The organism is Citrobacter sp. MGH106, assembly GCF_001037495.1.
Lineage (GTDB): Bacteria > Pseudomonadota > Gammaproteobacteria > Enterobacterales > Enterobacteriaceae > Citrobacter > Citrobacter murliniae.
Window position 1 is genome coordinate 834,975 of sequence record NZ_KQ089822.1, and the last position, 25,199, is coordinate 860,173.

The 25,199-nt window shown below is 50.5% G+C and carries 16 protein-coding genes; 7 read left to right on the plus strand and 9 right to left on the minus strand.

The window, feature by feature from the left end; all coding sequences use genetic code 11:
* Positions 1-549: 549 nt before the first annotated feature.
* The 4 genes from qseE (at position 550) to glnB (ending at position 4,531) form a co-directional block, all read left to right on the plus strand.
* Positions 550-1,980 carry a two component system sensor histidine kinase QseE/GlrK gene (gene qseE, locus SK36_RS03860; RefSeq protein WP_045446234.1) on the plus strand — a complete coding sequence of 477 codons (1,431 nt, stop codon included), beginning with the start codon at positions 550-552 and terminating at the stop codon, positions 1,978-1,980.
* Between the two features lie 22 nt (positions 1,981-2,002).
* Positions 2,003-2,746 carry a two-component system QseEF-associated lipoprotein QseG gene (gene qseG / locus SK36_RS03865; protein ID WP_045446231.1) on the plus strand — a complete coding sequence of 248 codons (744 nt, stop codon included), beginning with the start codon at positions 2,003-2,005 and terminating at the stop codon, positions 2,744-2,746.
* Positions 2,746-4,080, plus strand: a complete 1,335-nt coding sequence (gene glrR, locus SK36_RS03870; protein WP_304413159.1) for a two-component system response regulator GlrR — start codon at positions 2,746-2,748, stop codon at positions 4,078-4,080. Before qseG ends, glrR begins: the two co-directional genes overlap by 1 nt.
* 112 nt (positions 4,081-4,192) lie before the next feature.
* Positions 4,193-4,531, plus strand: a complete 339-nt coding sequence (gene glnB, locus SK36_RS03875) for a nitrogen regulatory protein P-II (RefSeq protein WP_002914032.1) — start codon at positions 4,193-4,195, stop codon at positions 4,529-4,531.
* Positions 4,532-4,590: 59 nt separating this feature from the next.
* Here glnB and hmpA read toward each other — a convergent pair whose 3' ends face one another.
* The gene (gene hmpA / locus SK36_RS03880) at positions 4,591-5,781 is read right to left on the minus strand and encodes an NO-inducible flavohemoprotein (RefSeq protein ID WP_048220802.1); all 1,191 of its coding nucleotides are present in this window, start codon (positions 5,779-5,781) and stop codon (positions 4,591-4,593) included.
* Positions 5,782-6,107: 326 nt separating this feature from the next.
* Between hmpA and glyA the strand changes: the two genes are divergently transcribed.
* On the plus strand, positions 6,108-7,361 hold the full coding sequence (gene glyA / locus SK36_RS03885) for a serine hydroxymethyltransferase (RefSeq protein WP_045446222.1): 1,254 nt from the start codon (positions 6,108-6,110) through the stop codon (positions 7,359-7,361).
* 116 nt (positions 7,362-7,477) lie between these two features.
* On the opposite strand, the gene SK36_RS03890 is transcribed toward glyA, so the two are convergent.
* From SK36_RS03890 to SK36_RS03925, 8 genes are all read right to left on the minus strand, one after another.
* A complete protein-coding gene (locus SK36_RS03890) occupies positions 7,478-7,900 on the minus strand; it encodes a DoxX family protein (protein WP_048220803.1) in 423 nt (140 codons plus the stop codon).
* A 175-nt stretch (positions 7,901-8,075) separates the two neighbouring features.
* A complete protein-coding gene (locus SK36_RS03895) occupies positions 8,076-11,222 on the minus strand; it encodes a discoidin domain-containing protein (protein ID WP_048220804.1) in 3,147 nt (1,048 codons plus the stop codon).
* Positions 11,223-11,280: 58 nt separating this feature from the next.
* The gene (locus SK36_RS03900) at positions 11,281-11,475 is read right to left on the minus strand and encodes a ChiQ/YbfN family lipoprotein (protein WP_048220805.1); all 195 of its coding nucleotides are present in this window, start codon (positions 11,473-11,475) and stop codon (positions 11,281-11,283) included.
* Positions 11,472-14,414 carry an alpha-amylase family protein gene (locus SK36_RS03905; protein WP_048220806.1) on the minus strand — a complete coding sequence of 981 codons (2,943 nt, stop codon included), beginning with the start codon at positions 14,412-14,414 and terminating at the stop codon, positions 11,472-11,474. The genes SK36_RS03900 and SK36_RS03905 overlap by 4 nt, the downstream gene beginning before the upstream one ends.
* Before the next feature lie 24 nt (positions 14,415-14,438).
* A complete protein-coding gene (locus SK36_RS03910) occupies positions 14,439-15,857 on the minus strand; it encodes an OprD family outer membrane porin (protein WP_048220807.1) in 1,419 nt (472 codons plus the stop codon).
* Between the two features lie 80 nt (positions 15,858-15,937).
* Positions 15,938-18,133 (minus strand): alpha-galactosidase, encoded by a 2,196-nt coding sequence (locus SK36_RS03915; protein WP_048220808.1) that lies wholly within the window; start codon positions 18,131-18,133, stop codon positions 15,938-15,940.
* A complete protein-coding gene (locus tag SK36_RS03920) occupies positions 18,130-19,518 on the minus strand; it encodes an MFS transporter (protein WP_048220809.1) in 1,389 nt (462 codons plus the stop codon). Before SK36_RS03920 ends, SK36_RS03915 begins: the two co-directional genes overlap by 4 nt.
* A gap of 186 nt (positions 19,519-19,704) precedes the next feature.
* Positions 19,705-20,901, minus strand: coding sequence for an ROK family transcriptional regulator (locus SK36_RS03925; protein WP_048220810.1), 1,197 nt, complete (start codon positions 20,899-20,901; stop codon positions 19,705-19,707).
* A gap of 115 nt (positions 20,902-21,016) precedes the next feature.
* Between SK36_RS03925 and SK36_RS03930 the strand changes: the two genes are divergently transcribed.
* Positions 21,017-24,283 carry a DUF5107 domain-containing protein gene (locus SK36_RS03930; protein ID WP_048220811.1) on the plus strand — a complete coding sequence of 1,089 codons (3,267 nt, stop codon included), beginning with the start codon at positions 21,017-21,019 and terminating at the stop codon, positions 24,281-24,283.
* Between the two features lie 51 nt (positions 24,284-24,334).
* Positions 24,335-25,159 (plus strand): aldose 1-epimerase, encoded by an 825-nt coding sequence (locus tag SK36_RS03935; protein ID WP_048220812.1) that lies wholly within the window; start codon positions 24,335-24,337, stop codon positions 25,157-25,159.
* The last annotated feature ends 40 nt before the right edge of the window (positions 25,160-25,199 follow it).

A 25,199-nucleotide genomic window follows, 5' to 3' on the forward strand; every position in this document is an offset into this window, starting at 1 on the left:
TCGTGAGGGGTTTTTTTTGTCTGGTCCAGTTGAGCGACGTAAATCCTGTTAGGGGATGAGGCGTTTACACCTCCAGGGTGTCGGCAAATGCCGACAATGGCACGACGGGGTGTCGCCTAAAAGAGACAGTTAATTAATTGATTTATATATTATTTATTTTTTAGTGTTATATGTGTTGCTAATTAGCGACAAAAGGTGCAAAAAACAGACGGAAAACTTTTTAGCATATTTAAACATATTTCTTATATTTATCATTGTGTTAATAAAATGTTTTGATTGTTGGCACAGTTGCTGCATAATAATAACCAGTGGCTCATTCACCCTCTTATGTCAGCCCCTTCGGGACGTGCTACATAAACTTCGAATGACGCACAACAAGGTGCCTGCCGTCCAACTTCTGATATTAGCGTTGCTCATATCAATCTCCGGGCGAAACGTCGAGTTAGGCACCGCCTTATTCCACAACAAAGCCGGGTTAATCCCGGCTTTGTTGTATCTGGCGTTTCCCTCAGTTAGCATCTTCTTATTCGTGTCCGTTGAGGTAACGCCTTGAAGCGCTGGTCTGTTTTCCCCCGTTCTTTACGCCAGTTGGTGACGTTGGCTTTTTTGCTGATCCTGCTGCCTTTGTTAGTGCTGGCCTGGCAGGCATGGCAGAGTCTGAACGTGCTTAGCGCCCAGGCTGCGTTAACGAACCGAACGACGTTGATTGATGCCCGACGAAGCGAGGCGATGACCAATGCGGCACTGGAGATGGAACGCAGCTATCGGCAATACTGCGTGCTTGATGATCCGACCCTGGCGAAGGTCTATCAAAGTCAGCGCAAACGCTACAGCGATATGCTGGATGCGCATGCGGGCGTTTTACCGGATGACAAACTCTATCAGGCGTTGCGCCAGGATTTAAACGACCTCGCACAGCTACAGTGTAAAAATAGCGGCCCTGATAGCGTGGCGGCGGCACGACTTGAAGCTTTTGCCAGCGCCAATACGGAGATGGTTCAGGCAACGCGTACGGTGGTTTTCTCTCGTGGGCAACAATTACAACAAGATATAGCGGAGCGTGGGCAGTTCTTTGGCTGGCAGGCACTGGTGCTGTTTCTCGTCAGCCTGGCGATGGTGTTGCTGTTCACGCGGATGATTATCGGACCAGTTAAAGGTATAGAACGGATGATCAACCGCCTGGGGGAAGGGCGCTCGCTGGGTGATAGCGTACTGTTCACCGGCCCTCGGGAACTGCGCTCGGTTGGTCAGCGAATTATCTGGCTGAGCGAGCGCCTTTCATGGCTGGAGTCTCAGCGGCATCAGTTTTTACGCCACCTTTCACACGAGCTGAAAACACCGCTGGCAAGCATGCGTGAGGGAACAGAACTGCTGGCAGATCAGGTAGTTGGTCCTCTGACGGCGGAGCAGAAAGAGGTTGTCGGTATTCTGGATGACAGCAGCCGCAATCTGCAGAAACTGATTGAGCAGTTGCTGGATTACAACCGGAAACTGGCTGATGAGGTGATTGAGCTTAAGAACGTTGAGATAGCGCCGCTGGTGGATGGCGTTGTTTCTGCACATAGCCTGCCCGCTCGCTCAAAAATGATACATACTGATGTTGCGCTGGCTGCGAGTTCCTGTCTGGCAGAGCCTGGGCTGTTAATGAGCGTGCTGGACAATCTTTATTCCAATGCGGTGCACTATGGGGCTGAATCCGGTACCATTTGTATCCGCAGCAGTTTGCATGGCTCTACGGTATATATAGATATAGTGAATACCGGCACACCGATTCCAGAAGCAGAAAAGACCATGATCTTCGAGCCTTTTTTCCAGGGGAGTCATCAGCGGAAAGGGGCGGTAAAAGGAAGCGGGTTGGGGCTTAGTATCGCCAGAGATTGCATCCGCCGTATGCGGGGAAAACTGTATCTGGTCGATGATAATGCGCAAGGTGTTTGCTTTCGCATAGAACTGCCGCTATCTGCAACGAAAAAACACTAAAATCAACCTAAGTCTGGTGAGTATGCCACACGTTGTTGTCCGAATGCTTAAACGACATTTTTTCCGCCGCGCCTTATGGGTGAGCCTGCCGTGCCTGGCGCTGGTAGGGTGTGTACCGAATGCGGTGAATCATATTATCGGTGATCCTTCGCAGGAGAAAATTCCTCCTCATCAATTGGCCGATTACCTTTCAACAGAATGTGCGGATATCTGGTCACTACAGGGTCAGTCCACAGAATCTAATCCGCTGTATTGGCTGCGGGCAATGGATTGTGCCGATCGCATGATGGCGGTTCAGGCGCGCAGTGAAGCCAGTGCCCTGCTGGCGGATACCTGGCAGGGCGCTTTCAAACGTGGGATCCTGCTAGGCAGTGCCAATATTACCCCACCAGAACGGCGGGACGCGATTACGCGCCTTGATGCGTTAAGCCCGCAAATCCCCGCTCAGGTACGACCGCTTTATCAGGTCTGGCGCAGCAGCCAAACGCTGCAGTTACAGCTTGCAGAAGAACGCATGCGCTATAGCAAACTCCAGCAGGCATCAGACAGCGATCTTGATACGCTGCGTTTACAACAACAGCATTTGCAAGCCCAGCTCGATCTGACTACCCGCAAACTGGAGAATCTGACGGATATTGAACGCCAGCTTTCTACCCGCAAACCTGCCGGTAACTACAGTCCCGATACGCAGCATGGGAGTGATAAACTCACCACACCTGACAACGGGGATGGTGCGGTGTCGTCATCTGATGAGGTAACGCCATGATAAGCCGTAAACCCGCGCATTTACTGCTTGTAGATGACGATCCTGGGTTGTTGAAATTGCTCGGAATGCGACTGACCAGCGAAGGTTACAGTGTCGTAACGGCGGAAAGCGGGCTGGAAGGACTGCGGATCCTGAACCGTGAAAAGGTGGATCTGGTTATTAGCGATCTGCGCATGGATGAAATGGACGGTATGCAACTGTTTACTGAGATCCAGAAAGTCCAGCCTGGGATGCCGGTTATTATTCTTACGGCTCATGGTTCTATTCCTGATGCTGTTGCCGCTACTCAGCAGGGTGTTTTCAGTTTTCTCACTAAGCCGGTCGATAAAGACGCGTTATACAATGCCATTGACGGGGCGCTGGAACAGTCTGCGCCCGCCACTGATGACCGCTGGCGTGAATCAATCGTTACCCGCAGTCCTCTGATGTTGCGTTTGTTGGAGCAGGCACGGATGGTGGCGCAATCAGACGTCAGCGTACTGATCAACGGTCAAAGCGGTACCGGGAAAGAGGTTTTCGCTCAGGCTATTCACAACGCCAGCCCGCGAAGCCACAAACCTTTCATTGCGATTAACTGCGGCGCGTTGCCGGAACAACTGCTCGAGTCTGAACTGTTTGGTCATGCGCGCGGCGCCTTTACCGGCGCGGTGAGCAACCGTGAAGGGTTATTTCAGGCCGCTGAAGGCGGGACGCTGTTTCTCGATGAGATAGGTGACATGCCCGCGCCATTACAGGTCAAATTATTGCGTGTGTTGCAGGAGCGTAAAGTCCGCCCCCTTGGCAGCAATCGTGATATCGACATTGATGTGCGGATCGTTTCTGCGACGCACCGTGATCTGCCCAAAGCGATGGCGCGGGGTGAGTTTCGCGAAGATTTATTCTATCGCCTCAATGTCGTGAGTTTGAAGATCCCGACGCTGGCCGAGCGTACTGAAGACATCCCACTACTGGCCAACCATCTGCTACGCCAGTCTGCTGAGCGGCACAAACCGTTCGTGCGTGCATTTTCGACTGACGCGATGAAACGTTTAATGACAGCCAGTTGGCCAGGAAACGTGCGTCAGTTGGTCAACGTGATTGAACAGTGTGTGGCGCTAACTTCTTCACCGGTAATCAGCGATGCGCTGGTGGAGCAGGCGCTGGAAGGCGAAAATACTGCGCTGCCAACCTTTGTCGAAGCGCGTAACCAGTTTGAACTCAACTACTTGCGTAAGTTGTTGCAAATTACCAAAGGCAACGTTACTCATGCGGCGAGAATGGCGGGGCGCAACCGGACGGAGTTCTATAAGTTGCTCTCTCGACACGAACTGGATGCGAACGATTTCAAAGAATAATTTTACACTGCATCATTCAAGCTGCTGCCAGGCATCATGAATGATTTTGTGTAATCGTTTAATGTGTTAGGTTTATCCGATCAAAAGACAGGCGACCTTTTCAAGGAATAGCATGAAAAAGATTGATGCGATTATTAAACCCTTCAAGCTGGACGACGTCCGCGAAGCGCTGGCAGAAGTCGGCATTACCGGTATGACTGTGACGGAAGTGAAAGGATTTGGCCGTCAGAAAGGCCATACCGAACTGTATCGCGGCGCGGAATATATGGTGGATTTTCTGCCGAAGGTGAAAATTGAAATTGTGGTAACTGACGATATTGTTGATACCTGCGTCGATACCATTATTCGTACTGCACAAACGGGTAAAATTGGCGACGGCAAGATTTTTGTCTTTGACGTGGCACGCGTTATTCGTATTCGTACCGGTGAAGAAGACGACGCGGCAATTTAAGTCGGGTCTGCTTAGCAGGCCTGACAGGCGTAGCGCCATCAGGCCTGCTTTATAACGAATTACAGCACTTTATGTGGACCGAAACATTCGTAGTGAATGTTTTCGTTCTTCACGCCCAGACCGACCAGTTGCTTCGCGGCAAACTGCATAAAGCCAACCGGACCGCACAGATAAAACTGCATTGACGGGTCGCTGATTGCACCTTCCATCTTGTTTAAATCCATCAGTCCTTCGCTGTCATATCCACCTTTTTCGCGATCCGCTTCGTTCGGCTCACGATACCAGGTATGTGCGGTAAAACGCGGCAGCGTTTTACCCAGTTCACTTACTTCATCGGCAAAAGCATGCACATCGCCGTTTTCTGCCGCGTGGAACCAGTTAACCTGTGCGGTGTGCCCGGATTTTGCCAGCGTATCCAGCATGGCCAGCATCGGCGTCTGACCAACACCCGCAGAAATCAGAGATACTGGCGTATCGGTTGCCACATCCATGAAAAAATCGCCCGCTGGTGCGGCTAAATGAACGATGTCACCGATATTCGCGTGGTTATGCAACCAGGTAGAAACCTGGCCGCCGTTTTCGCGTTTAACGGCAATACGATAGCCTTTACCATCCGGTTTGCGGGTCAGAGAGTACTGACGAATTTCCTGATGCGGGAAACCTTCCGGCTTCAGCCAGACGCCCAGATATTGCCCCGGATGGTATTCTGCCACCGCACCGCCATCGACCGGCTCAAACTCAAAGCTGGTGATCAACGCGCTACGCGGGGTTTTTGCCACGATACGGAACGGACGAGTACCTTCCCAGCCACCATTTTTGTTGGCGTTTTCACTGTAAATCTGTGCTTCGCGGTTGATGAAGACGTTAGCCAGCACGCCATACGCTTTTCCCCAGGCATCCAGCACTTCCTGACCTGGACTGAACATTTCGTCCAGCGTTGCCAGCAGGTGACCGCCCACGATGTTGTACTGCTCGGGCTTAATCTGGAAGCTGGTATGCTTCTGGGCTATTTTCTCAACCGCAGGCAGCAACGCCGCCAGGTTTTCGATATTGCTGGCGTAAGCGGCGATGGCGTTAAATAACGCTTCACGTTGATCGCCATTACGCTGGTTACTCATGTTGAAAATTTCTTTGAGTTCGGGGTTATGCGTAAACATGCGATCGTAGAAATGGGCGGTCAGCTTCGGGCCTGTCTCAACCAGCAGGGGAATGGTGGCTTTCACTGTAGCGATGGTTTGTGCGTCAAGCATACTGTCTTCCTTTATCTGAGACTTTAATGATGTATGTCAAATACATCTTATAAAAAATACCCCTGCATTGTAAATGGTTCTTTGTAACTTTGCGTTGTAATGGTTACAACGTGAAAAATCTGCATCACAAACCTGAAAAGAAATCCGTTGAAATTAAGCAGACCTTTGTTCTCCAAAGCCTTGCGTGCTCTGAAGGTAATCGTTTGCGTAAAATCCTTTGTCAAGACCTGTTATCGAAGAATGATTCGGTTATACTGTTGGCCGAAGTCCAACGGGACTGCCTTTTTAGGCCGAAATTCTATTGTTAGCTGAGTCAGGAGATGCGGATGTTAAAGCGTGAAATGAACATTGCCGATTATGATGCCGAACTGTGGCAGGCTATGGAGCAGGAAAAAGTACGTCAGGAAGAGCACATCGAACTGATCGCCTCCGAAAACTACACCAGCCCGCGCGTGATGCAGGCGCAGGGGTCTCAGCTGACCAACAAATACGCTGAAGGTTATCCGGGCAAGCGTTACTACGGTGGTTGTGAATACGTTGATATCGTTGAGCAACTGGCGATTGATCGCGCCAAAGAGCTGTTTGGCGCAGACTACGCTAACGTCCAGCCGCACTCCGGTTCTCAGGCTAACTTCGCTGTCTACACTGCTCTGCTGCAACCGGGCGATACCGTTCTGGGTATGAACCTGGCGCAAGGCGGTCACCTGACTCACGGTTCCCCGGTAAACTTCTCAGGTAAACTGTACAACATCGTCCCTTACGGCATCGATGAGTCCGGTAAAATTGACTACGAAGACATGGCGAAGCAGGCTCAGGAGCACAAACCGAAGATGATTATCGGTGGCTTCTCTGCTTACTCCGGAGTTGTTGATTGGGCAAAAATGCGTGAAATCGCCGACAGCATTGGCGCATACCTGTTTGTCGACATGGCGCACGTTGCCGGTCTGATTGCCGCAGGCGTGTACCCGAACCCGGTTCCGCATGCTCATGTTGTTACCACCACTACCCACAAAACCCTGGCGGGTCCGCGCGGCGGCCTGATCCTGGCAAAAGACGGTAGCGAAGAGCTGTACAAAAAACTGAACTCTGCTGTATTCCCTAGCGCGCAGGGCGGCCCACTGATGCACGTTATCGCGGCGAAAGCGGTGGCACTGAAAGAAGCGATGGAGCCAGAGTTCAAAGTCTACCAGCAGCAGGTTGCGAAAAATGCTAAAGCGATGGTGGAAGTATTCCTGAACCGTGGTTACAAAGTGGTTTCTGGCGGTACTGAGAACCACCTGTTCCTGCTGGATCTGGTTGATAAAAACCTGACCGGTAAAGAAGCTGACGCTGCGCTGGGCCGTGCTAACATCACCGTTAACAAAAACAGCGTACCGAACGATCCGAAGAGCCCGTTCGTCACTTCCGGTATTCGTATCGGTTCCCCGGCTGTGACCCGTCGTGGTTTCAAAGAAGCCGAAGTGAAAGAGCTGGCTGGCTGGATGTGCGATGTTCTGGACAACATCAATGATGAAGCTGTAATCGAGCGCGTCAAAGCGAAAGTCCTGGATATCTGCGCACGCTTCCCGGTTTACGCATAATTCCTGCGTTACAGAATGACAAAAAGGCCGCGTAAGCGGCCTTTTTTGTGTCCGTAATTTTGCCGGGTGGCGCTGCACTTACCCAGCCTACACATCTCTGCCATCGGGTAGGTGTATCAGCGACGATCTAACGAAATCGCTCCCGGTCCGACAATGGCCAACAGCAGGAATGCCCCTGCGATACTGACGTTTTTGTAGAAATTAATCATATTCGGTAGCACCGCATCACCGCCCATATCCCAATAGTGGTGACCAATAACCGCGGTTCCCAGCGTATAAAAGATAAAAATGACCGCCAGCGGACGGGTGAAAAAACCTAACACAATCAGAATGGCTGCCGGAACCTCCATGATAATGGCAATAATCGCCGACAGCGTCGGCATCGGTGCGCCCGAAGATGCCATGTACTGTACCGTTCCCTCAAAGCCCAACATTTTCGGATAGCCGAAAATGATAAACAGCAGCACGATGGCGATACGAGCAATCAGCAGCAGCAGACTGCGCGATGCGCCAAAATCGAAATAACGAAGTGAGTTCATGATGGTTCCAGCGTGTAAGTGCATATGATCTAAACGTAATACACAATATTGTGAACCGCCACGCAGAATAAAAATTTATCTCTGACCGCACTTTGATGCCCGGTTATAGGAATATTTTTAATACAGGGAAGAAGGGCGAACCAAAGCCCGCCCTGTGATATTGCTATTAACGGATTTATATCTGCTGCGTAGTTATCTCTGGTCCGTAGGCCGAAAATTGACGATGTCCGGCCCAGATACCATTAGATAGCCCCTGATAGATAATTCTCAGAAAACGTGCGTTCACGCTGAATTCATCATCATGCGTTTGTTGAGGAACTATCTGGTTTGTTTTATTAACGGCGATATCCCAGTCAATGCCATTGCGCGAATGTTGAATGACGTAGGTGTAAACAGCATTTTCATTAAAAACAACCTGTGTTGCGGTGATGTGCAGGATGCTTTCGAAGTCTACTTGCCAGTAATGTCCTACCTCGGCATCTGCGGCGATCCATGCGGTTGACGGATTACCATCATTGCCCCGCAATGGCCCATAATTTAATGATTTCATACTGTCAGTTTGCGCGGGCTTTCCGATGGCAAGATCGGTTCTGGTTATTTTTTCGGGATCTGATGAAGTAAAGAGTCCCCGAATCTCTGGCATGCTCAAACAGATTTCAGGCGTAAAATCAGCCGATGCCAGATAGTTATAAAGCGCATTTTGGAACGGCTTGCTGATAAGTGAATCCACTTCAAGATTGAGCGTGCATACCATAAGTCGCCCTTCGCCCACACAGCATTCAAAAAGATGTGTGTTCTTGTGATTATGGAAAAAATTTGGCGTCAGCAATGTTAGTGGTGCGCACTGCTCAAGCGAATCAATATTCATGGCAAAGCTATTTTCCAGTAATGCTTTCCATTCCAGAGTGGCGTGATTTTCACAAGGGAAATAGTGACTGAACAGCGGATGTTGATTATTGATAACCATCCCGCAAGGATCTTTGCTGGCAAAATGTACTGGGCTCCAGAACACTGGAAACCAGGTGCTGGAAGCAAGCTGCTTAACCTGGGCTGGTGTGGGCAGCAACAGAACATGCTCACCCTTTTGCAAACGTTCCTCTACAGAAGGTGACCATTCGCGGCACAATGTTACTGATGGGGGAAACGAGCAAGGTTCCTCCTGGCCGTAGACCCAAATATCCCACTGGTTTTGATAAGGGGTATTCAGCAATTCGGCTTTTACCTGTAATGACTGCAGGCCTATTAGAGTTCTGAACGGTGTAACCTGAAGGGATAGATTTTCCTTTAATAGCCCAACCGGCACTTCATCGATTGCGAAATCCTCAGTGAAAATAACATGTTGTTTTTCATTAGTAATCTGAACGCGTAATGTTACCTGGTGGAGTGCGGATGCGCTGTAATGAGCTATTTGTAGTTCTGCGTTAAAACTATCGTCACTGGTATAAAACAACGTTGGCATCATGACTAGCGGTACGGTTTCACAGCAAAAATGACGAAATGCTTCAGCGGCGATAATATTTTTACTGGTGTAGAAAGCATCCAGAATACCGACGGTTGCCGTACTTTGCCCAGGAAAATCATGTAGGCTTAATAACTGAATACCTGCCATATTCCGGGTTCTAAGAGCGGCCTCTATTTCCATTTTATACAGATATAAGGCCATTTTCCCTGAAGAATTAATAAAATCATTAAGGTAAGGAAGAAGGTTGTTTTGCTCCAGATCATCTCGAATACGTTGTAAATTGACAGGGATTAAGCTGCCGGTATAACAAGGAATCTCTGCAACATTGGGATAAACTACATATTGTCCAACTTCGTGAGAGATGACCGGGAGGGTTTGCATTTGTACGCCAGTTGAAAAATTTAGCGTCGTGGTTTCGACCAGTTGGTCGAGAAAATATTGCCCGCGAACCCCGATGCCAGCCGACGATTGTGCGATGAAAATATCATCCTCTTTCGTCATTTGCCGATCCCAGTTACTGGTTAATGTATAAATAATCTGTGGCTGGAGAATTCTCAGCCGCTGAATGATATCTTGCAGCAGTTGAAAATCACCGTTTAATTCATTGCCGTTGCTAAAAATACAAAATGAGGGATGGATAGACCATGCCCGGATGATGCGCTCAGCTTCTTCAGGGAGCCAGTGGTAATGGTCTGGATATTTTCCAACAGGAAAATCCATCCAATTATCCATCCATATTGGCCCTTCAATTTGCAGGTACATTCCTTGCCGATCGGCGCAGGTAAAGGCTGCTTCTGGCGGGCACCAGGAGTGGAAACGGACATGGTTAATTCCATATTGTTTAAGCTGTTGGAAGATGTGCGACCATTCCACTTCGGTTGTTGGGGGATATCCGGTGAGCGGATAAATACAGCAATCGATATTTCCACGTAAAAATCGCTGAATACCGTTAATTTTTAACAAACCATCGTGAGTACTGATTTGGCGGAATCCGGTCGTCTGGGTTATCTTTGCAGTGTTGGACGGATGGGACAGATCGTTGATTGTTACCACCACCTGATACAACTGTGGGGTAAATTCATCCCACAAAACGATGTCATCGTTCAGGATAAAGGATGTAGTAATGGTGGGTTGATTTTTAGGTGTCTGGGTCGACAGTATTTCTTGTTGTATATAATGACCGTTAAGATCATTAATCGTTAATGTTAGTACAATATTCTGCCAGTCAGCGATAGCCTTTGGTTTCGAAATATTCAGGGTGACTTTCCGACTTCGATTATCCATCGAAATAAGCAGCGAGTTCAGCGTATACGTATTACGGATATGTAATTCTATTTTGCCGATAACACCATTCCAGATGGTTTGTGTCTGGTCTGTGCGGGCGCTCGGCCACTCACCGATATTATGAATATCTCGATTGTCGATTCGCAACGTGAGTTGGTGTCGTTGACCATCACTGACATAAGGCGTGATATCAAATTGATGCGGGATAGAGAGGCTATCTTGCTTACTGATAGCCAAATCGTCGATCCAAACCTGTGTTTCCCCCATTACGCGTTCGAGAAACAAAATAATGTCACTCTCTGCCTCGACGTCAGTCAGGTGAATCTCCGTTTGATACCAGGCCGCTCCCTGGTATGTATATTCTGTCCTCAGGCACTGTACCGCTTCTTTCGTCAAACCTGGAGCCAGTGTATTACGTTCACCCAGGTGATGTTCAGCACAAGTACCGGGAAGATGGAATCCTGACCCCGATAAAGGGCGACTAAACCAGCGATCGTTTATTCCGGCATCCTGAGTGTCGATTTCAACGCGCCACTCTCCCTGTAGATTAATAATTTTTTCATCATGTTGCGGCATGAGTACTCCTTCGAAGTGAAAAGAAAGGTGGCCGTTAAACCGCCTTTCTGTAGCGTATTTAGCGCGATGCTTTCAGTATCTCATCGCACTTTTCATTACTGGCCTGGCCGTTGCCGGTCATTGCTGCCTGAATGCATTCCTGGTACGCCATGGGAGAGATTGTTTCATCATGGGACTGCGGTTGTGGCTTCGATGCCGTACTGGCACAACCAGCCAGAAAGAGGGCAGTGAATACCACCATGAGTATTTTCATTGAGTATCCTTATCGTTATTTTCATGACTATAAAGGGTAAAGAGCAGTGTGTTTTCTGGTGAGTCCTGCCAATTTTTACCGCCGTCGGAGGAGTGTCGAAGTTTGCCGCCCGAATAGTGTGCCTTGTTGCTGGTTAATGTTCCGTAGCTGTTCGTGCCTACCGCATCACTCGCCGCAGAATCCTGTGAACTGAAAATAAACCCGTAGCGTTTTTGCGTATCCAGGCCGGTCAATCGTGGCCAGAGAGAATAAATCGCAGGCTGCGCGGGTAGGTTGAACGGCGGTAACGCGGCGCTAAATAGCGTTTTCTCTGGGTTATTGTGGGCATCGAGCTGAACTATCTGGATCCGGAAATTATCTCCTGGTACGGCGTTGACGTAGTTTTCAAACAGCCAGAAGTCGATCTTCGGCAGATCGTTATGATCAAGGCTAAAGGTCTGCATTAGTTGATTCGGTCCCTGAAGATCGAAGCGTTTTTCCCCTGACTGTGGGTTGTCACTGACGATCCGCATCGCGGGTAAGGATGTGGCTGCGTTGTAAGCTTTAATCGTTGGCGTTTGCACATTGCCTTTGTTATCGAGATAGCTCAGCCGAAACTGGCTGGCATTTATCTCCGGGAAATTGAAGGTGCGGTTATCGCCCAATAGATAACCTCGGGTTAAAGGTTGCCAGCGAGATCCGTCATGCCATGACAACGTGTAATTACGCATGGCAAACGGAGCCGGTTCCTGAATAACCAGCTGATTAATCCGCGTTGGTTGAGGGAATGTCAGCGTGAAACTATTTTCTCCAGGCTTCAGGGCCAGCCCTTGCGCCAGATTGAGTGGCGGCTGTACTGGCGGTAATTCGCCGTGGGTAAAATGCAGTATCGCCGTGTTGCCCGCCGCAAGCCGATAGTTAATATTGGCCGTTTTCTGCAGCCAGCGAAGGCCATCGTACAGACTGGTGACCTGCCACGGCGTATTTCCTTTAAGCCCCAATTCCGCGGCGGAAAGTTGCCATGTTTTCTCCTGAGTGCTCCAGTTGGTGAAAGAGACGTAGGTGCTGTTGTCGGCGGCACGCTGAACTAGCACGTCCGGGCTATGTTCGGCTTGATGATAGACATTGCTCAGAGAGAGAGGGCGAGCCGAAATGCCGCTGGTTGCTAACGCTAGCAGGGACTTATTTTCCAGCCACGTGCTGCGGTCTTCATCAATAAACGGCAGGTTGTCGCCCGCCAGCCAATGACCGCCATCCATAGCCACGGCGGTCGCCAGGCGAAGTGCCGCCCGTTGCCCGGAACGTGCGTCGCCTTGCAGGAGCTGTTCCGGCATAAACATATCGGCATCGTTGTAACGATACAGCGTACCGTTACTCCACCATGACAGCGCACTATTGAAAGCCTGGCGTTCAACGCCGCTGTAATCAGCGACGCCCAGTGAGGTATCGCAAGCAGTGCGCCGTCCCTGAGTAAAGGCCGCAGGCAATAGCGGAGAGATTGACGCATCAAGGAAAATCTGCCGCTTCGCGTTGAGCACTTCGTCACGCATGATCTGCATCCCGAGACGATAGTTCTGAATACCATTTACCGCTGGATCGTGATGCTGCCCCTCGTAAAGCCCCATGTCGAGGAAGTCGAGCTTGATATAATCAAAGCCCCAATCGACATAGTTTTTGATGTTACGCCGCACGATGTACTGCGCTGCCGGGTGCGACATATCCAGCGCATAGCTGCCAAGATAGGTTTTAATTAACTTGCCGTTGCTGTCTTTCAGGCAGGCGTCGCGGTGAGTGTAGCCGGTCTTATCAACCGGGAGATCCAGCCAGTTTTCGTAGATGGAGAACGGCGTCAGATAGCCACCGGCTTTGAGCCCCTTCTGATGCACGAGATTGGTGAAGGTGGTCATTCCTTGCGGATAACCGTCTGGCTGGAAGCCGCCGTCCATGTTGACGTATTTATAACCTAGTGGTTTTAGGTGCTGAGCGATATAGTCGGTCATAGCGTACATATCGCGCGCTTTACCATAGCTATCGTGGGAATAAAAGGCGTTAAAGCCTACCGGTACAGAACCTTGCCAGCGCATACCTGGCTCGCCGTCGTTATAAACCTTACCGTAGGTTTCCAGTCCATCGCGGTAGTCGGTAAAGTAGCCAATAAAGAACAGATCGGAGTCAACCTGTTTACCCTGCTGTTCACCGCCCCAGTTGTACAGTACAAAGTGGCTGAGCGGCGCATTAGCGCGTGTTGCCTCACCCAATTGCTGGCTACTTTTCCATTTTTGTACCGTTGCTGCCCCGGCCACCAGACCGTGGCGATTCTGGTTATCCAGCAATGCTGTAACCCAATGGCTGATGCCATTAAATTTCACCATCGGCTCTTGTGGGTTGGCGAAGCGGTCAGTGCCATTCTGGCTTAGCCCGAACTGATTAACCGGCGCGACACCGAAATCAAAATTATTGGTGTAGGGCGTGGTATAGATGCGTTTATCGCTGCCGATACCGATATCCGCAAAGGCTGCGGCAATTGGCGTGAGTTTGCTGACCGTCAGCGGTGTTGGCGCAAAAACGCGGATATCACTGAGCAACCAGGGGCGATTATCGAAAAACCAAAAATCGGTGGTCAGCGTTCGCCCTCCGGCTAAATGGCTGGTGAGTACTAGCTTATGTCCCTCACCCCAGCGTTTATCGTTAACGGTTTGCCATTGCGATGTACGCTGTGTGGCATGCTGGCTATTCAGCGTCTGCGCCGGGTTTTGCAGTTGGGCTTCACTGTGAAATTGCTTGATGAGTGGCGTGCTGCGCCACAGCAAATCACCCTTACCGCTGTGGAGATCATAGCGCAGCGTGTAATCACCGTGACTGACAGTGACTTCATTACCCTGCTGGCTGAACTGCGCCGCCTGGGCGTAGGGGAAGAGGGCTGCCAGCAGCAGCCCGGACCATTTCAGTTGTTTATTCATCGCATTCTCGCTTTGAACAGAGGATTAGAAGATGGTGAACGGCGCAATCACGTTGAATTTGATATCAATTTCATCCTGGAACATATTGTTGTAGCCGTTACCGTAGTTCGGATTATTACCGTGATTGTCGTAGTTGATGTAGTGGAGGTTAAACAATGTGCCTTTCAGGCGGCCGGTTTGTACGGTGTGGGCGATATTGAGCGTCCAGGCCGATTCATCAATACGCTGGCTTTGATCGGCTAACTCGCCGTTAACGGTACACGAGGTGCAGGGTTTCGCGTTCCAGCCATAGGCGTAGCCGACGCCGACGGCCCAGCCAGGCAGATCGTAATTTTTCAGATCGTAGGTGACTGCCGCGAAAGCGGAGGTTTCACCGTTGGCATCAAAGTCAGAGGCCGCATCCCACCAGATATCCAAACGACCGTTGGAACTGGCATAGGCTGGCGTAATACGTTGCAGGAAGAAGCCCTGGTTACCTTCGGCTTTTACCGTTTGCGCCTCCAGACGGAAGTCGAGTGTGTCGACGGTATAACCGAGCGTTATCCCTTGTAGCCATGCGAGACCAGAGTATTCATCGTTGATTGCGCCGTAAGCCCCCGGTGTACCGTCACCGACTTTGTCTTTTGCACCATAGAACTGATAACTGGTGCGTAGCATATTGCCCGCCACCGGGAAGTTGTAAGATATTTTCCCCATGTATTGATCCATAAAGCCTTCGGCCTGTGCCCACGAGGCTTCCAGCAGCAGGTTATTTTTGAAGTCGTACTTCACCCCCAATGCCTGAACGTAATCAATTTTGGTTTTATTATCGGCAGCACGGAATTCATACATTTCGGTATACCACGGGGCTTTATATTTATCCGACCATAAATAGGAGCTGGACAATGCGCCATATTTACCGAAATCCCAGGAACCGCCGACTTCGCTCCCTTGATACGCACCGGGAACAAAACCCCAGTGAACAGCTAATAATGTTTGCCCGGAAGGTTGGATATAACCGGAGCGCACCCAGTAATCATCATATTTTAATTTCAACGCGGCCTTATACAGGTTAAAACCTCCTTTATCTCCGGACCAGTCTTCCCCCCAGCGTTGGTTGGCGGAGCTAAGGCTAATTTCATTCGGGTGAGCGGCGTTGCCGGTTGCCAGGTTTTCTGCTGCAAATCCTGCGATGTCGAAACCAATAAAATCAGCGGCATAACCGGAAATGAAGTCAAGGTTGGCGTTAAATGTACCGTGATGAAGATCTTCAACATAGTCGCCATAATTTGCACTACCCGGGGTCATATCGCGCTTATCACGGTAGCGTTGGGAATAATAAATTCCGCCGGTTAAATGCGAGTCATCCCAAAATCCCGCGGCCTGTGCGGACGAAATAAAAAAGGGTGAAACAAGCGTGGCACTAATAAGGCTGAACAGAGGGAAGTTATTGTTTTTAGACATGAGGAAATCCTTCTTCATGACGAAGAATAGAGTAATTGTGTATGAGTGGAAGGGGGTGTCCTCCCCCTTCATTTACAGACTTACAAGCGCGTCAGATGCCAGATCCGGCTGGTGTAGTCGCGGCTGAGTGGTGGGTCAATCCACATCCCGCGATACAGTAACTCGTCGCCGCCTATGACATTTTCCGTATCATCAATACGGTAGCGAGCATCTGCTGTCAGACCCGCCAGACGCAGTAAACGAAGCGGCGCAGAAGCCTGGCTTACCAACGAGAAAGCCATTACTAGCGCTTCGCTTTGATCCGGTGCGACAAACATCCAGGACGCGAAATCGGGGTTTTCCCACGGGCTGATCAGCCGCCAGAACGTGCCGAACTGCAACAACGGACGATGCTGCTTATAGAAGGCGATTTGCTGTTTTACCGCCTCATCACGTTCACTATCGCTGCGCATTAAATCCAGCATCAGGCCGTAGTTTCCGCTCATTGCCACCGCGCCGCGCATATCCATGGTGGTACTGCGGCCCATCTGATGATTTGGCACTTCGGAAACGTGGGCACATTGCATTATCGGCGGATAAAGCAGGCTGGTTGAATACTGGATATGAACGCGTGAGGCTGCATCTGTATTGTCGCTAACCCATGCCTGCGGCATGTAATAAAGCATCCCTGGGTCAAAGCGCCCGCCGCCGCCAGCGCAGCATTCAAATAAAATGTGTGGGAAACGAGTGGTTAACGCCTCAAGCAGAGCATAAACGCCGCGAATATAACGGTGAGCGGTTTCCTGCTGACAGGCTACCATCGCTGTGCTGGAGCCGACCTCAGTCATATTGCGATTCATATCCCACTTGATGTAATCGACGGGATGCTCGGCAAGAAACGTGCTCATCTGGGTGAGAATATTGTCACGTACTTCTTTGCGTCCAAGATCCAGAATGTATTGGTTACGCCCTTCGGACAGTGGCTGTCCCACCGCGTTAAGTACCCAGTCCGGATGTTGGCTGAACAGTTCGCTGCGTCGTGAAATCATCTCCGGTTCGAACCACAAACCGAATTTCATCTCCATGGCATGAACGCGGTCAATCAGCGGTCGTAGTCCATCGGGGAATTTCTGGGTGTTGACGAACCAGTCGCCCAGCGATGAGGTATCCCCATTACGTTCACCGAACCAACCGTCATCCAGCATCAATAGCTCGACGCCAAGCGCTTTCGCATTGGCGGCGAATTTCAACAGTTTCTGCTCATTAAAGTCGAAGTAGGTCGACTCCCAGTTATTGGCGAGAATCGGCCGCGGTTGGTGGCGGTGTGGGCCGCGCGCCAGGTTGTCGCGATACAGACAATGTAGCGTCTGCGACAGGCCGTTAAGCCCGAGATCCGACCATGCCAGCACCGCTTCCGGCGTTTGGAATTGTTCTCCGGGTGATAACTGCCAGCCAAAACCATGTGGATTAATACCTAGCAGCAGGCGAGTCTGGCGATAAGCGTCGACTTCGGTGCGGGCGGTAAAGTTACCGCTATACACCAGATGAATACCGCAGGCTTCGCCCTGCATCTCTGTGGTTTCCGGACGTACCAGACCAATAAACGGTTGTTGATGCGTACTGCTGGCGCCGCGCTTGCTGTCGAGCACATTAATGCCGGGATTCAATGGCTGACGATGCCATTGACGTTCGCGTGCCCATGCGCCAGGAAATTGAATTTGCTGCCAGCGGTTATCCGGCAGATCAACGCCGCAGCTTAATGCCCGGAGTAACCGCAATGGCTGCTGCGCCTGGTTGGTAAATACCGCCGAGCGGGCGATTACCGCATGCTGGCGGAAAATCGTGTAGCTCAGATCTACTTGCAAATGCGTTACCGGATCGGCGAGCGTGACGATCAGTGTTTCCGCCTCGTTATCATGTTCAACCCACGTCGCGGGCAGCCCCTGTAAACCCGGTTTCCCAGTCATAATTCGGTGTGTAACATAATACAGGTTGCTGACCTGGTGACCATCGGCATAGCGAACTTCGAAGGCCGGTTCCCGGTAATCGCCTGCGCCGTGCCCTGGGTATTCCTGCAATACGGTATCCAGAGAGAATGTTCTGTCTGGCCATTCGGCGGGTGTTGGCGAAAAAGAGGAACGATCTAACGCCGGGTAATCATAGCCCTGGCTCCACGTAGCCAGCCGTTTACCCCAGTAGCAGTGGGTCAGATAGCGATTGTGGGCGATAGCTAACACATAGCTAATGCTGTCGTTTTGCAGATGAAAAGTCTGCGTTTTTTCATTCCAGTTAATCATTGAGTTACTTCCTGCTGATTTTTATTTCGGCTGTGGATATCGTCGAGAATTTCAAAAAAGCGCTTTTCGGTAATTTCGTATTTTGCCAGCGGAATCAAACTTATCAGCGTCAAAATACCAGGTATCAAAGTGAAGAATAAACCAATCCATAAGGCGGTTTGTGACGACTGAACAACATGCGGAACATAACCCGCCCAGGATAAACAAAAGCCGCCAATCGCTCCACCAATTGCACCGGAGAGTTTGGTTTTAAATATATTGAGTGAAAAAACCATACCTTCAGAGCGGTTACCGCTCACCCATTCACCATACTCAACACAGTCGGCTACCATTGAATAAAGAGCGATTTGCCCAACGCCGCCAAAGAAAGGTGCTAGCGTTCCGATGATAAATATTATTGAAATATTCGTCTGGAAGAAAAATAACCCCATGCAGGATAGTGACATTAAGAAACTGCTATAAATAGCGGTATTCTTTTTCCCTATTTTTGCCGAAATAAATGGTGAGGCAATAGCGCCCAAAACTTGTGCGACCTGCGATACTGTCAAAAATGCGGCCAGCGCGACTTCTGCATCTAAATTATAAATAAAGAAGTATAACTGGAATGTACCGCGCAGAATACCGATCAGTTCCAGCATAAACATACCGATCAACAAATAGCGTAACGGTTTGTTTTGTTTTAACAGCGTCCAGAAACCTTTAAAACTTTGTCTTTCTTTGCGTGGAACAGTATGTTTTTCTTTTACCCCAAAGAAAGTAATAAGCATACAGATCAAAAAGATGGCGCTAAATATTAACGAAACGCCCCACCAACTGCCCACATATTTCACCAGCCAGAGCGTTGAGGCGCTGACTGTCAGAAAACCAAAGGTCGCAATAGTTCTCGGAATGGTAATAACTTTTGTACGTTCGGTGGGGTCTTGGGTGATCGCCGCAGATAGTGACCAATAAGGTATATCAATCACAGCAAAGCAAATACTCCATAAAATGTATGTGGCGTAGGCGTAAACTAATTTACCAGCTTCAGATAAATCGGGGCTTAAAAAACAAGCAACAGTGGTGAGTGAAACTAAAATACTGCCTACGAGGATCCACGGTCTAAATTTACCCATTTTTGTATGGGTATTATCGACCAGAATACCAAGTGCAATATCGGTGGCGCCATCAACGAGCCTGGCAACTAAAAAAAGCAATCCAACGGCGGCGGCCTTGATACCAAAACTGTCGGTGTAATAAAGCATCAAATATATAGCGATAAACGCGTACATCACGTTCGCGCCATAGCTTCCCATGCCATAAGAAATCGCGGTAGTCCACGAGACTTTATCTCGTGGATATTGTTTTTTATCTACAGCCGCTTCACTGCTTGAACTGGTTAACTCCATCTGAGTTCCCCTGAATTGAATAAATGATCGGATTTAACGACAATGAACTTCAACTTTCTGGAGGTAGCGTAGAGCAACAAGTGCAGGCGGACTTTGCGCCGAGATATATATTTCAGTAAACAAAGATTACTAATCGTATTTTACGGTGAGCTATTTTTTACCCCACCATTGGTGATGGAAACGCCATTAGGCTTGTGCCAGCGCGGCTTCAACAAAGAGATAGCCGATGCCGGTGATTTGCTGCTGCCGGGTCAGGTTGCCAAAACCAATTTGCGTTTGGCGGGTACGCACGGCATCTCCGTGGTCAAAGGGGGTGAAACCGATTTGACGGTAGATGGTGTGCAGCCATTTTTCACCAAATTCACAACTGCGACCATAAAACCATATTTGATTAATATTAAGAATATTCAGAAGGTTATAGAGAGTTATCCCTACAGCATTGGCCGCTTGCTCTACCCACTGAGCAACTTGCTCGTCACCACTGTGCCAGGCGTCGATCAACTGACGACTGGTTATGGCTTCCGGGGCGATTCCCGTTGAGGTAGGGCACGACTTCAACCAGATTCGCGCCTGTTTTTTCAGCGCCGAAAGCGACGCCACGGTTTCCAGACAGCCATAGCGCCCACAGTCACAAGCGATGCCATCACGATCGAAAATGGTGTGGCCGATTTGCCCGCTGCCGTTGAGCATCCCGCGATAAATTTGCCCGTTGATAACGAAAGACGATCCGATACCGTAATCGACGTTGACGATACAGAAATCCTGGCGGTTACTGCTATTTTGCCACTTTTCCGCCAACGCCAGCATAATGCAGTCGTTATCTACCCGCACCGAAACACGTAGCTTTTCTTCCAGCAGGTACTTAATTTCGACCGGTTTTTTCCACGGTGCTTGTGGCATGGTTTGTGACACGCCGGTATCAGGATCCACCTGACCATGCACCCCCAGTGCGAGATTGATATGCCTTCCGGGCCAGCATTTCTGCTGCTGTCGCCATAGCAGTTCAATAGCGGAAAGTAGCGCTTCCGGTGTAGGGGCATTGACCTCGGTATGCAGAAAATCGCCGATGGGCGTCATCTGTGCATCAATCAATTGGCTTTCTATATTGGTTGGGGTGACGTTCATACACAGGATCAACGGGCCGTCGTTGGGGATTTGATAATGCCCGCTGTTAATCCCTCGTGAACTGAGATTTTCACTGGAGTGGCTGAGTTTTTCCTCGCCAACCAGTTCATCAAGGATTTTACTGATCGCTGGAATGGATAGCCCGGTATGCGTGGCAAGCTGCGATTTGCTCAAACGCTTATGGCGCCAAATCAGCGCCATAATCGCCCGACGATTATGTTGCCTGACCGTCTGATTATTTAGTCCAGCTGTCTGCATGTTACTAAACCTTGTTAATAGTAATGCGTGAGCATCACGCAATTTACCGAAAAATAACTCCTCTACACTGCCATCCTATCGTATTTCACTGTGTTTTGTTTACTGGAGAATGGTTATGTACGGAGTGGTTAAGGTCTGGCAGGAGACGCTGACGTTGCCGACGTGGACAACGGGCAAAGAAGACGAAAACCCGATGTTCCTTGAAAAACGCGTTTACCAGGGCTCATCCGGTGCTGTGTATCCCTATGGCGTGATTGATACGCTGACCGGCGAGCGCGAAATGCGTGAATATAAGGGCATCTGGATGGAGAACGATTTCATTCGCATTCTGCTCTTGCCAGAGTTGGGTGGGCGTATTCATCGCGCCTGGGACAAAGTTAAACAGCGGGATTTCGTCTACTACAACGATGTGATCAAACCTGCGCTGGTGGGGTTGCTGGGGCCGTGGATCTCCGGTGGGATCGAATTTAACTGGCCGCAGCACCATCGCCCAACTACGTTCATGCCCGTTGATTTCACTATTCAGGCCGGTGAACATGGCGAGCAAACGGTGTGGATGGGGGAAGTGGAACCGATGCGTGGCCTGCAACTAATGGCAGGCTTCACGCTGTATCCAGACCGTGCGCTGGTAGAGATAACCGGTAAAGTCTTTAACGGCAATGCCACGCCACGCCATTTCTTGTGGTGGTCTAACCCGGCGGTGAAAGGCGGCGATGATCATCAAAGCGTGTTCCCGCCGGACGTCACGGCGGTGTTCGATCACGGGAAGCGTGATGTGTCGGCCTTTCCAATTGCCACAGGCACTTACTACAAAGTCGATTATTCGGCGGGTGTTGATATCTCTCGCTACAAAAATGTCCCGGTACCGACTTCCTACATGGCTGAAAAGTCAGACTACGATTTCGTCGGTGCCTGGCATCACGGTGAACGCGGCGGGTTATTACATGTAGCGGATCACCATATTTCACCGGGGAAAAAACAGTGGACGTGGGGATACGGTGAATTTGGTCAGGCCTGGGATCGTCAGCTAACCGATGAAAATGGCCCCTACATCGAACTGATGACCGGCGTCTTTACGGACAATCAGCCTGATTTCACCTGGCTTGCACCCTATGAAGAGAAAGTTTTCGTTCAAAACTTCCTGCCGTATAGCGAATTAACCGCGGTACAGAATGCCAGCGATCAACTGGTGATGCGTCTTGAGCGTAACGAGCCACATCTGTCGGTTGGGCTATATGCTGTTGCACCGCTTCACGATGTACGTGTAGAAATTCGTGATGCGCAGCAAATACTGTGGACGGCCCACGTAACACTGGAGCCGGGGCAGAGTTGGCAGGAAACGTTGGATGAGTGCTGGTCGCAGCGCTTGACGATGACAATATTTACGAAGGACGGTCAAACGCTGTTGCAGTACGAAGAACATATCCCGGAAGAAACACCGCTACCGTCCGCCGCGAGTGCGCCGAAACAGCCAGAAGCGTTAGATAATACCGAAGAACTCTATTTTATCGGCCAGCATATTGAGCAGTACAACCATGCCAGCCGCTATGCAGAAGATTACTATCGCCGGGCAATTGCTCTGGACGCGCGGGATTATCGCAATAATGTGGCTCTGGGTAATTTGGCGTTGAACCGCGCTGACTGGGCGCTGGCTCAGTATTGTGCTGAATCAGCGCTGGCTCGGGCGCATAAATTGAATAAGAATCCGCGCGATGGTGAAGCTAGTCTGCTGCTGGGCGCAGCGTTGGAGCGTCAGGGCGAAGAAACTCGTGCCTGGGATCACTATTATAAAGCGACCTGGAGTGGAAACTGCCGTGATGCGGCGTTTTACTCGCTGGCGCGGTTAGCAATAAAGCGCGGTGATGCTGGCGACGCGCTGAAAAAAGTGGAGTTAAGCCTGCAATTCAACGGCGGCAATAATCTGGCGATGGGGCTGAAAGCGTTAGCGTTGGCAACCGTGCAGGATACGCAAACCGCACTGACCTATATTCACGAGGCGCTGAAAACACATCCACTGAGCTATGTTTTACATTACGCTCGCTGGGCTATTAGCGGTGCGACTGCCGATCGTGATGCGTTTATCGCCATTACCGGTCGACGCGGAATTAACGCCAGTGCGCTGGCGGGGTGGCTGGTGTCGTTGGGTAACAAAACGGAGGCGCGTGCGCTACTGGTGCTACTCGATAGCCAGGAAGCCCTGCCGATGCTTTGGCTCGCTGCGCTCAGTGATAATCCGCAGCCATACCTGCACAATGCGCAGCGCTGTTTTACCAACCGGGTACGTTTCCCGAATACTCTCGACGAAGTGGTGATGCTGCAATCTTTGCCGCAGAGTGCATTTGCACGTTATCTGCTGGGCTGCTTCTGGTACAGCAAACGCCGTTATGATGATGCCATTGCGTGCTGGCAGGAAACACTCGCATTACAGCCTGATTTTGCGCCGGTGCATCGCCTGCTGGGGATCTACGCCTGGAACAAACAGCAAAATGCGAAGGTGGCGAGCCAGTATTTACAGCGTGCCGTGGCGCTGGAGCCCGATAACGCGCGTTTCCTGTTTGAGCTGGATTACCTCAATAAACAGCAGGGGCAAAGTTTGGAATCGCGTTTGGCTCTGTTGGCGCCACGCCGCAATGTGGTGCTAAAACGCGACGACCTCACGGCTGAGTTACTGAGTCTGTGGAACGGCCTGAACCTCTACGCATCGGCGGCCGAGGTGCTTCGTGAGCGGGAGTTTCATCCGTGGGAGGGGGGGGAAGGGAAAATTACCGGCCAGTATTTGCTGAATCAAATACACCGTGCTCTGGATGCTATTCGCCAGGATCAGGACGGTCAGGCGATTGACCTGCTTCAGCAGGCCTTGTGTTATCCACTCAATCTGGGCGAAGGCCGATTACCTGGTCAGACGGATAACGATATCTGGTATCTGCTGGGTTATTGTCACCAGCGACGGGGCGAGTGCGAGTTAGCCTGTAAAGCGCTGGCTCGCGCGATGCAGGGCGATTCAGGTTTGAGCGCGGGGCGTTACTACAACGACCAGCCTGCTGACTATTTGTTCTGGCAGGGGATGGCGATGCGGGCAAGCGGTGAACGACTGCAGGCAGATGCCCACTTCCAGAGCTTCCTCGATTGGGTGGAACAGCATCGTGAGAATGTACCGGAAACCGATTTCTTTGCCGTCTCGTTACCGGATTTGGTGGCGCTGGACGCCAGCCCTGTTATCCGGCATCAGCAGCACTGCTTGTTTATCGAAGCGTTGGGCTACCTTGGCCTGGATAATCGTGAGGCTTGCCAGCAGACACTGACGCTATTGTTGACGCTGAACCCTGCCCATGACAAAGCACTACTCATGTCTCATGCGCTGAACTGCGGTATTTTCGACTAACCCTTTACGCCGGGCGGAACTATCGCCCGGCGTCGTTTTGGGAGGCTGATTATGAATCCATTACATCTACACAATGATGCGCTGGAAGCCGATATTGATCTGCAAGGTGGGCGCGTGTTGCGGTTACGCACGCGCGAATTATCGCTGCCTGTGCTCCATGAAAATGCGTCCGGCGGGATGTTTCCTATGTTACCGCTGGCTAATCGGGTCGCCGGTAACCGTTTTACCTTTCAGGGGCGCGAAATCGTATTGCCACATCATCATGCTGATGCGCGGTTTTTCCTGCACGGCGATGGCTGGCTACGGCGTTGGAATATTGTCGAACACGGTGACGATGAGTGCGTACTACAACTGCGTTGCCAGCATGACTGTGGGTTTGATTATCTGGCGAAAATTCGTTATCAACTGCTGCAAAATCAACTTGTTGCCTCAGTGACTCTAACCCATTGCGGTGATTCACCCATGCTATACGGCTGTGGTTTTCATCCCTTCTTCCGCTTTGATGAACACAGCCAGCTCCAGTTTCAGGCCAGCGGTTATTGGCCTGAAGGTGAACAGCACCTCCCGCTTGCCTGGCAGGACAGGTTGCCCGACGAGGCCAATTTTTCTCAGCCACAGTACGGTAAAGATGATTGGCTGAACGTCGGCTATTCCGGCTGGAGCGGACGGGCTGTTATCCAACATGATGTGATGAAGGTCACGCTTTTAGCGCAAACTCCCTGGCTGATGCTGTTCAGAATGTCGGGTGGCGAGTTCCTTTGCCTTGAGCCGCAGACGCATCCGGTGAATGCCCACAACATGCAGGGACTGCCGGGGTTAAGGGTATTAGGCCAGGGAGAACAGTGCCATTTTTCGATGCAAATTTGCGTAGAGTAGGGCAAGAATCATGTTATCTGCCTGTTAATGCTCTCTTGCG

Bases quoted from the DNA above. Each gene is read 5' to 3' on its own strand.
- SK36_RS03935 (WP_048220812.1), top strand. From the start codon at position 24,335: ATGAATCCATTACATCTACACAATGATGCGCTGGAAGCCGATATTGAT.
- SK36_RS03925 (WP_048220810.1), bottom strand. From the start codon at position 20,901: ATGCAGACAGCTGGACTAAATAATCAGACGGTCAGGCAACATAATCGT.
- SK36_RS03895 (WP_048220804.1), bottom strand. From the start codon at position 11,222: ATGCCGCAACATGATGAAAAAATTATTAATCTACAGGGAGAGTGGCGC.
- SK36_RS03905 (WP_048220806.1), bottom strand. From the start codon at position 14,414: ATGAATAAACAACTGAAATGGTCCGGGCTGCTGCTGGCAGCCCTCTTC.
- SK36_RS03930 (WP_048220811.1), top strand. From the start codon at position 21,017: ATGTACGGAGTGGTTAAGGTCTGGCAGGAGACGCTGACGTTGCCGACG.
- qseG (WP_045446231.1), top strand. From the start codon at position 2,003: ATGCCACACGTTGTTGTCCGAATGCTTAAACGACATTTTTTCCGCCGC.
- SK36_RS03920 (WP_048220809.1), bottom strand. From the start codon at position 19,518: ATGGAGTTAACCAGTTCAAGCAGTGAAGCGGCTGTAGATAAAAAACAA.
- SK36_RS03890 (WP_048220803.1), bottom strand. From the start codon at position 7,900: ATGAACTCACTTCGTTATTTCGATTTTGGCGCATCGCGCAGTCTGCTG.
- glnB (WP_002914032.1), top strand. From the start codon at position 4,193: ATGAAAAAGATTGATGCGATTATTAAACCCTTCAAGCTGGACGACGTC.
- SK36_RS03910 (WP_048220807.1), bottom strand. From the start codon at position 15,857: ATGTCTAAAAACAATAACTTCCCTCTGTTCAGCCTTATTAGTGCCACG.
- hmpA (WP_048220802.1), bottom strand. From the start codon at position 5,781: ATGCTTGACGCACAAACCATCGCTACAGTGAAAGCCACCATTCCCCTG.
- glyA (WP_045446222.1), top strand. From the start codon at position 6,108: ATGTTAAAGCGTGAAATGAACATTGCCGATTATGATGCCGAACTGTGG.
- SK36_RS03900 (WP_048220805.1), bottom strand. From the start codon at position 11,475: ATGAAAATACTCATGGTGGTATTCACTGCCCTCTTTCTGGCTGGTTGT.
- SK36_RS03915 (WP_048220808.1), bottom strand. From the start codon at position 18,133: ATGATTAACTGGAATGAAAAAACGCAGACTTTTCATCTGCAAAACGAC.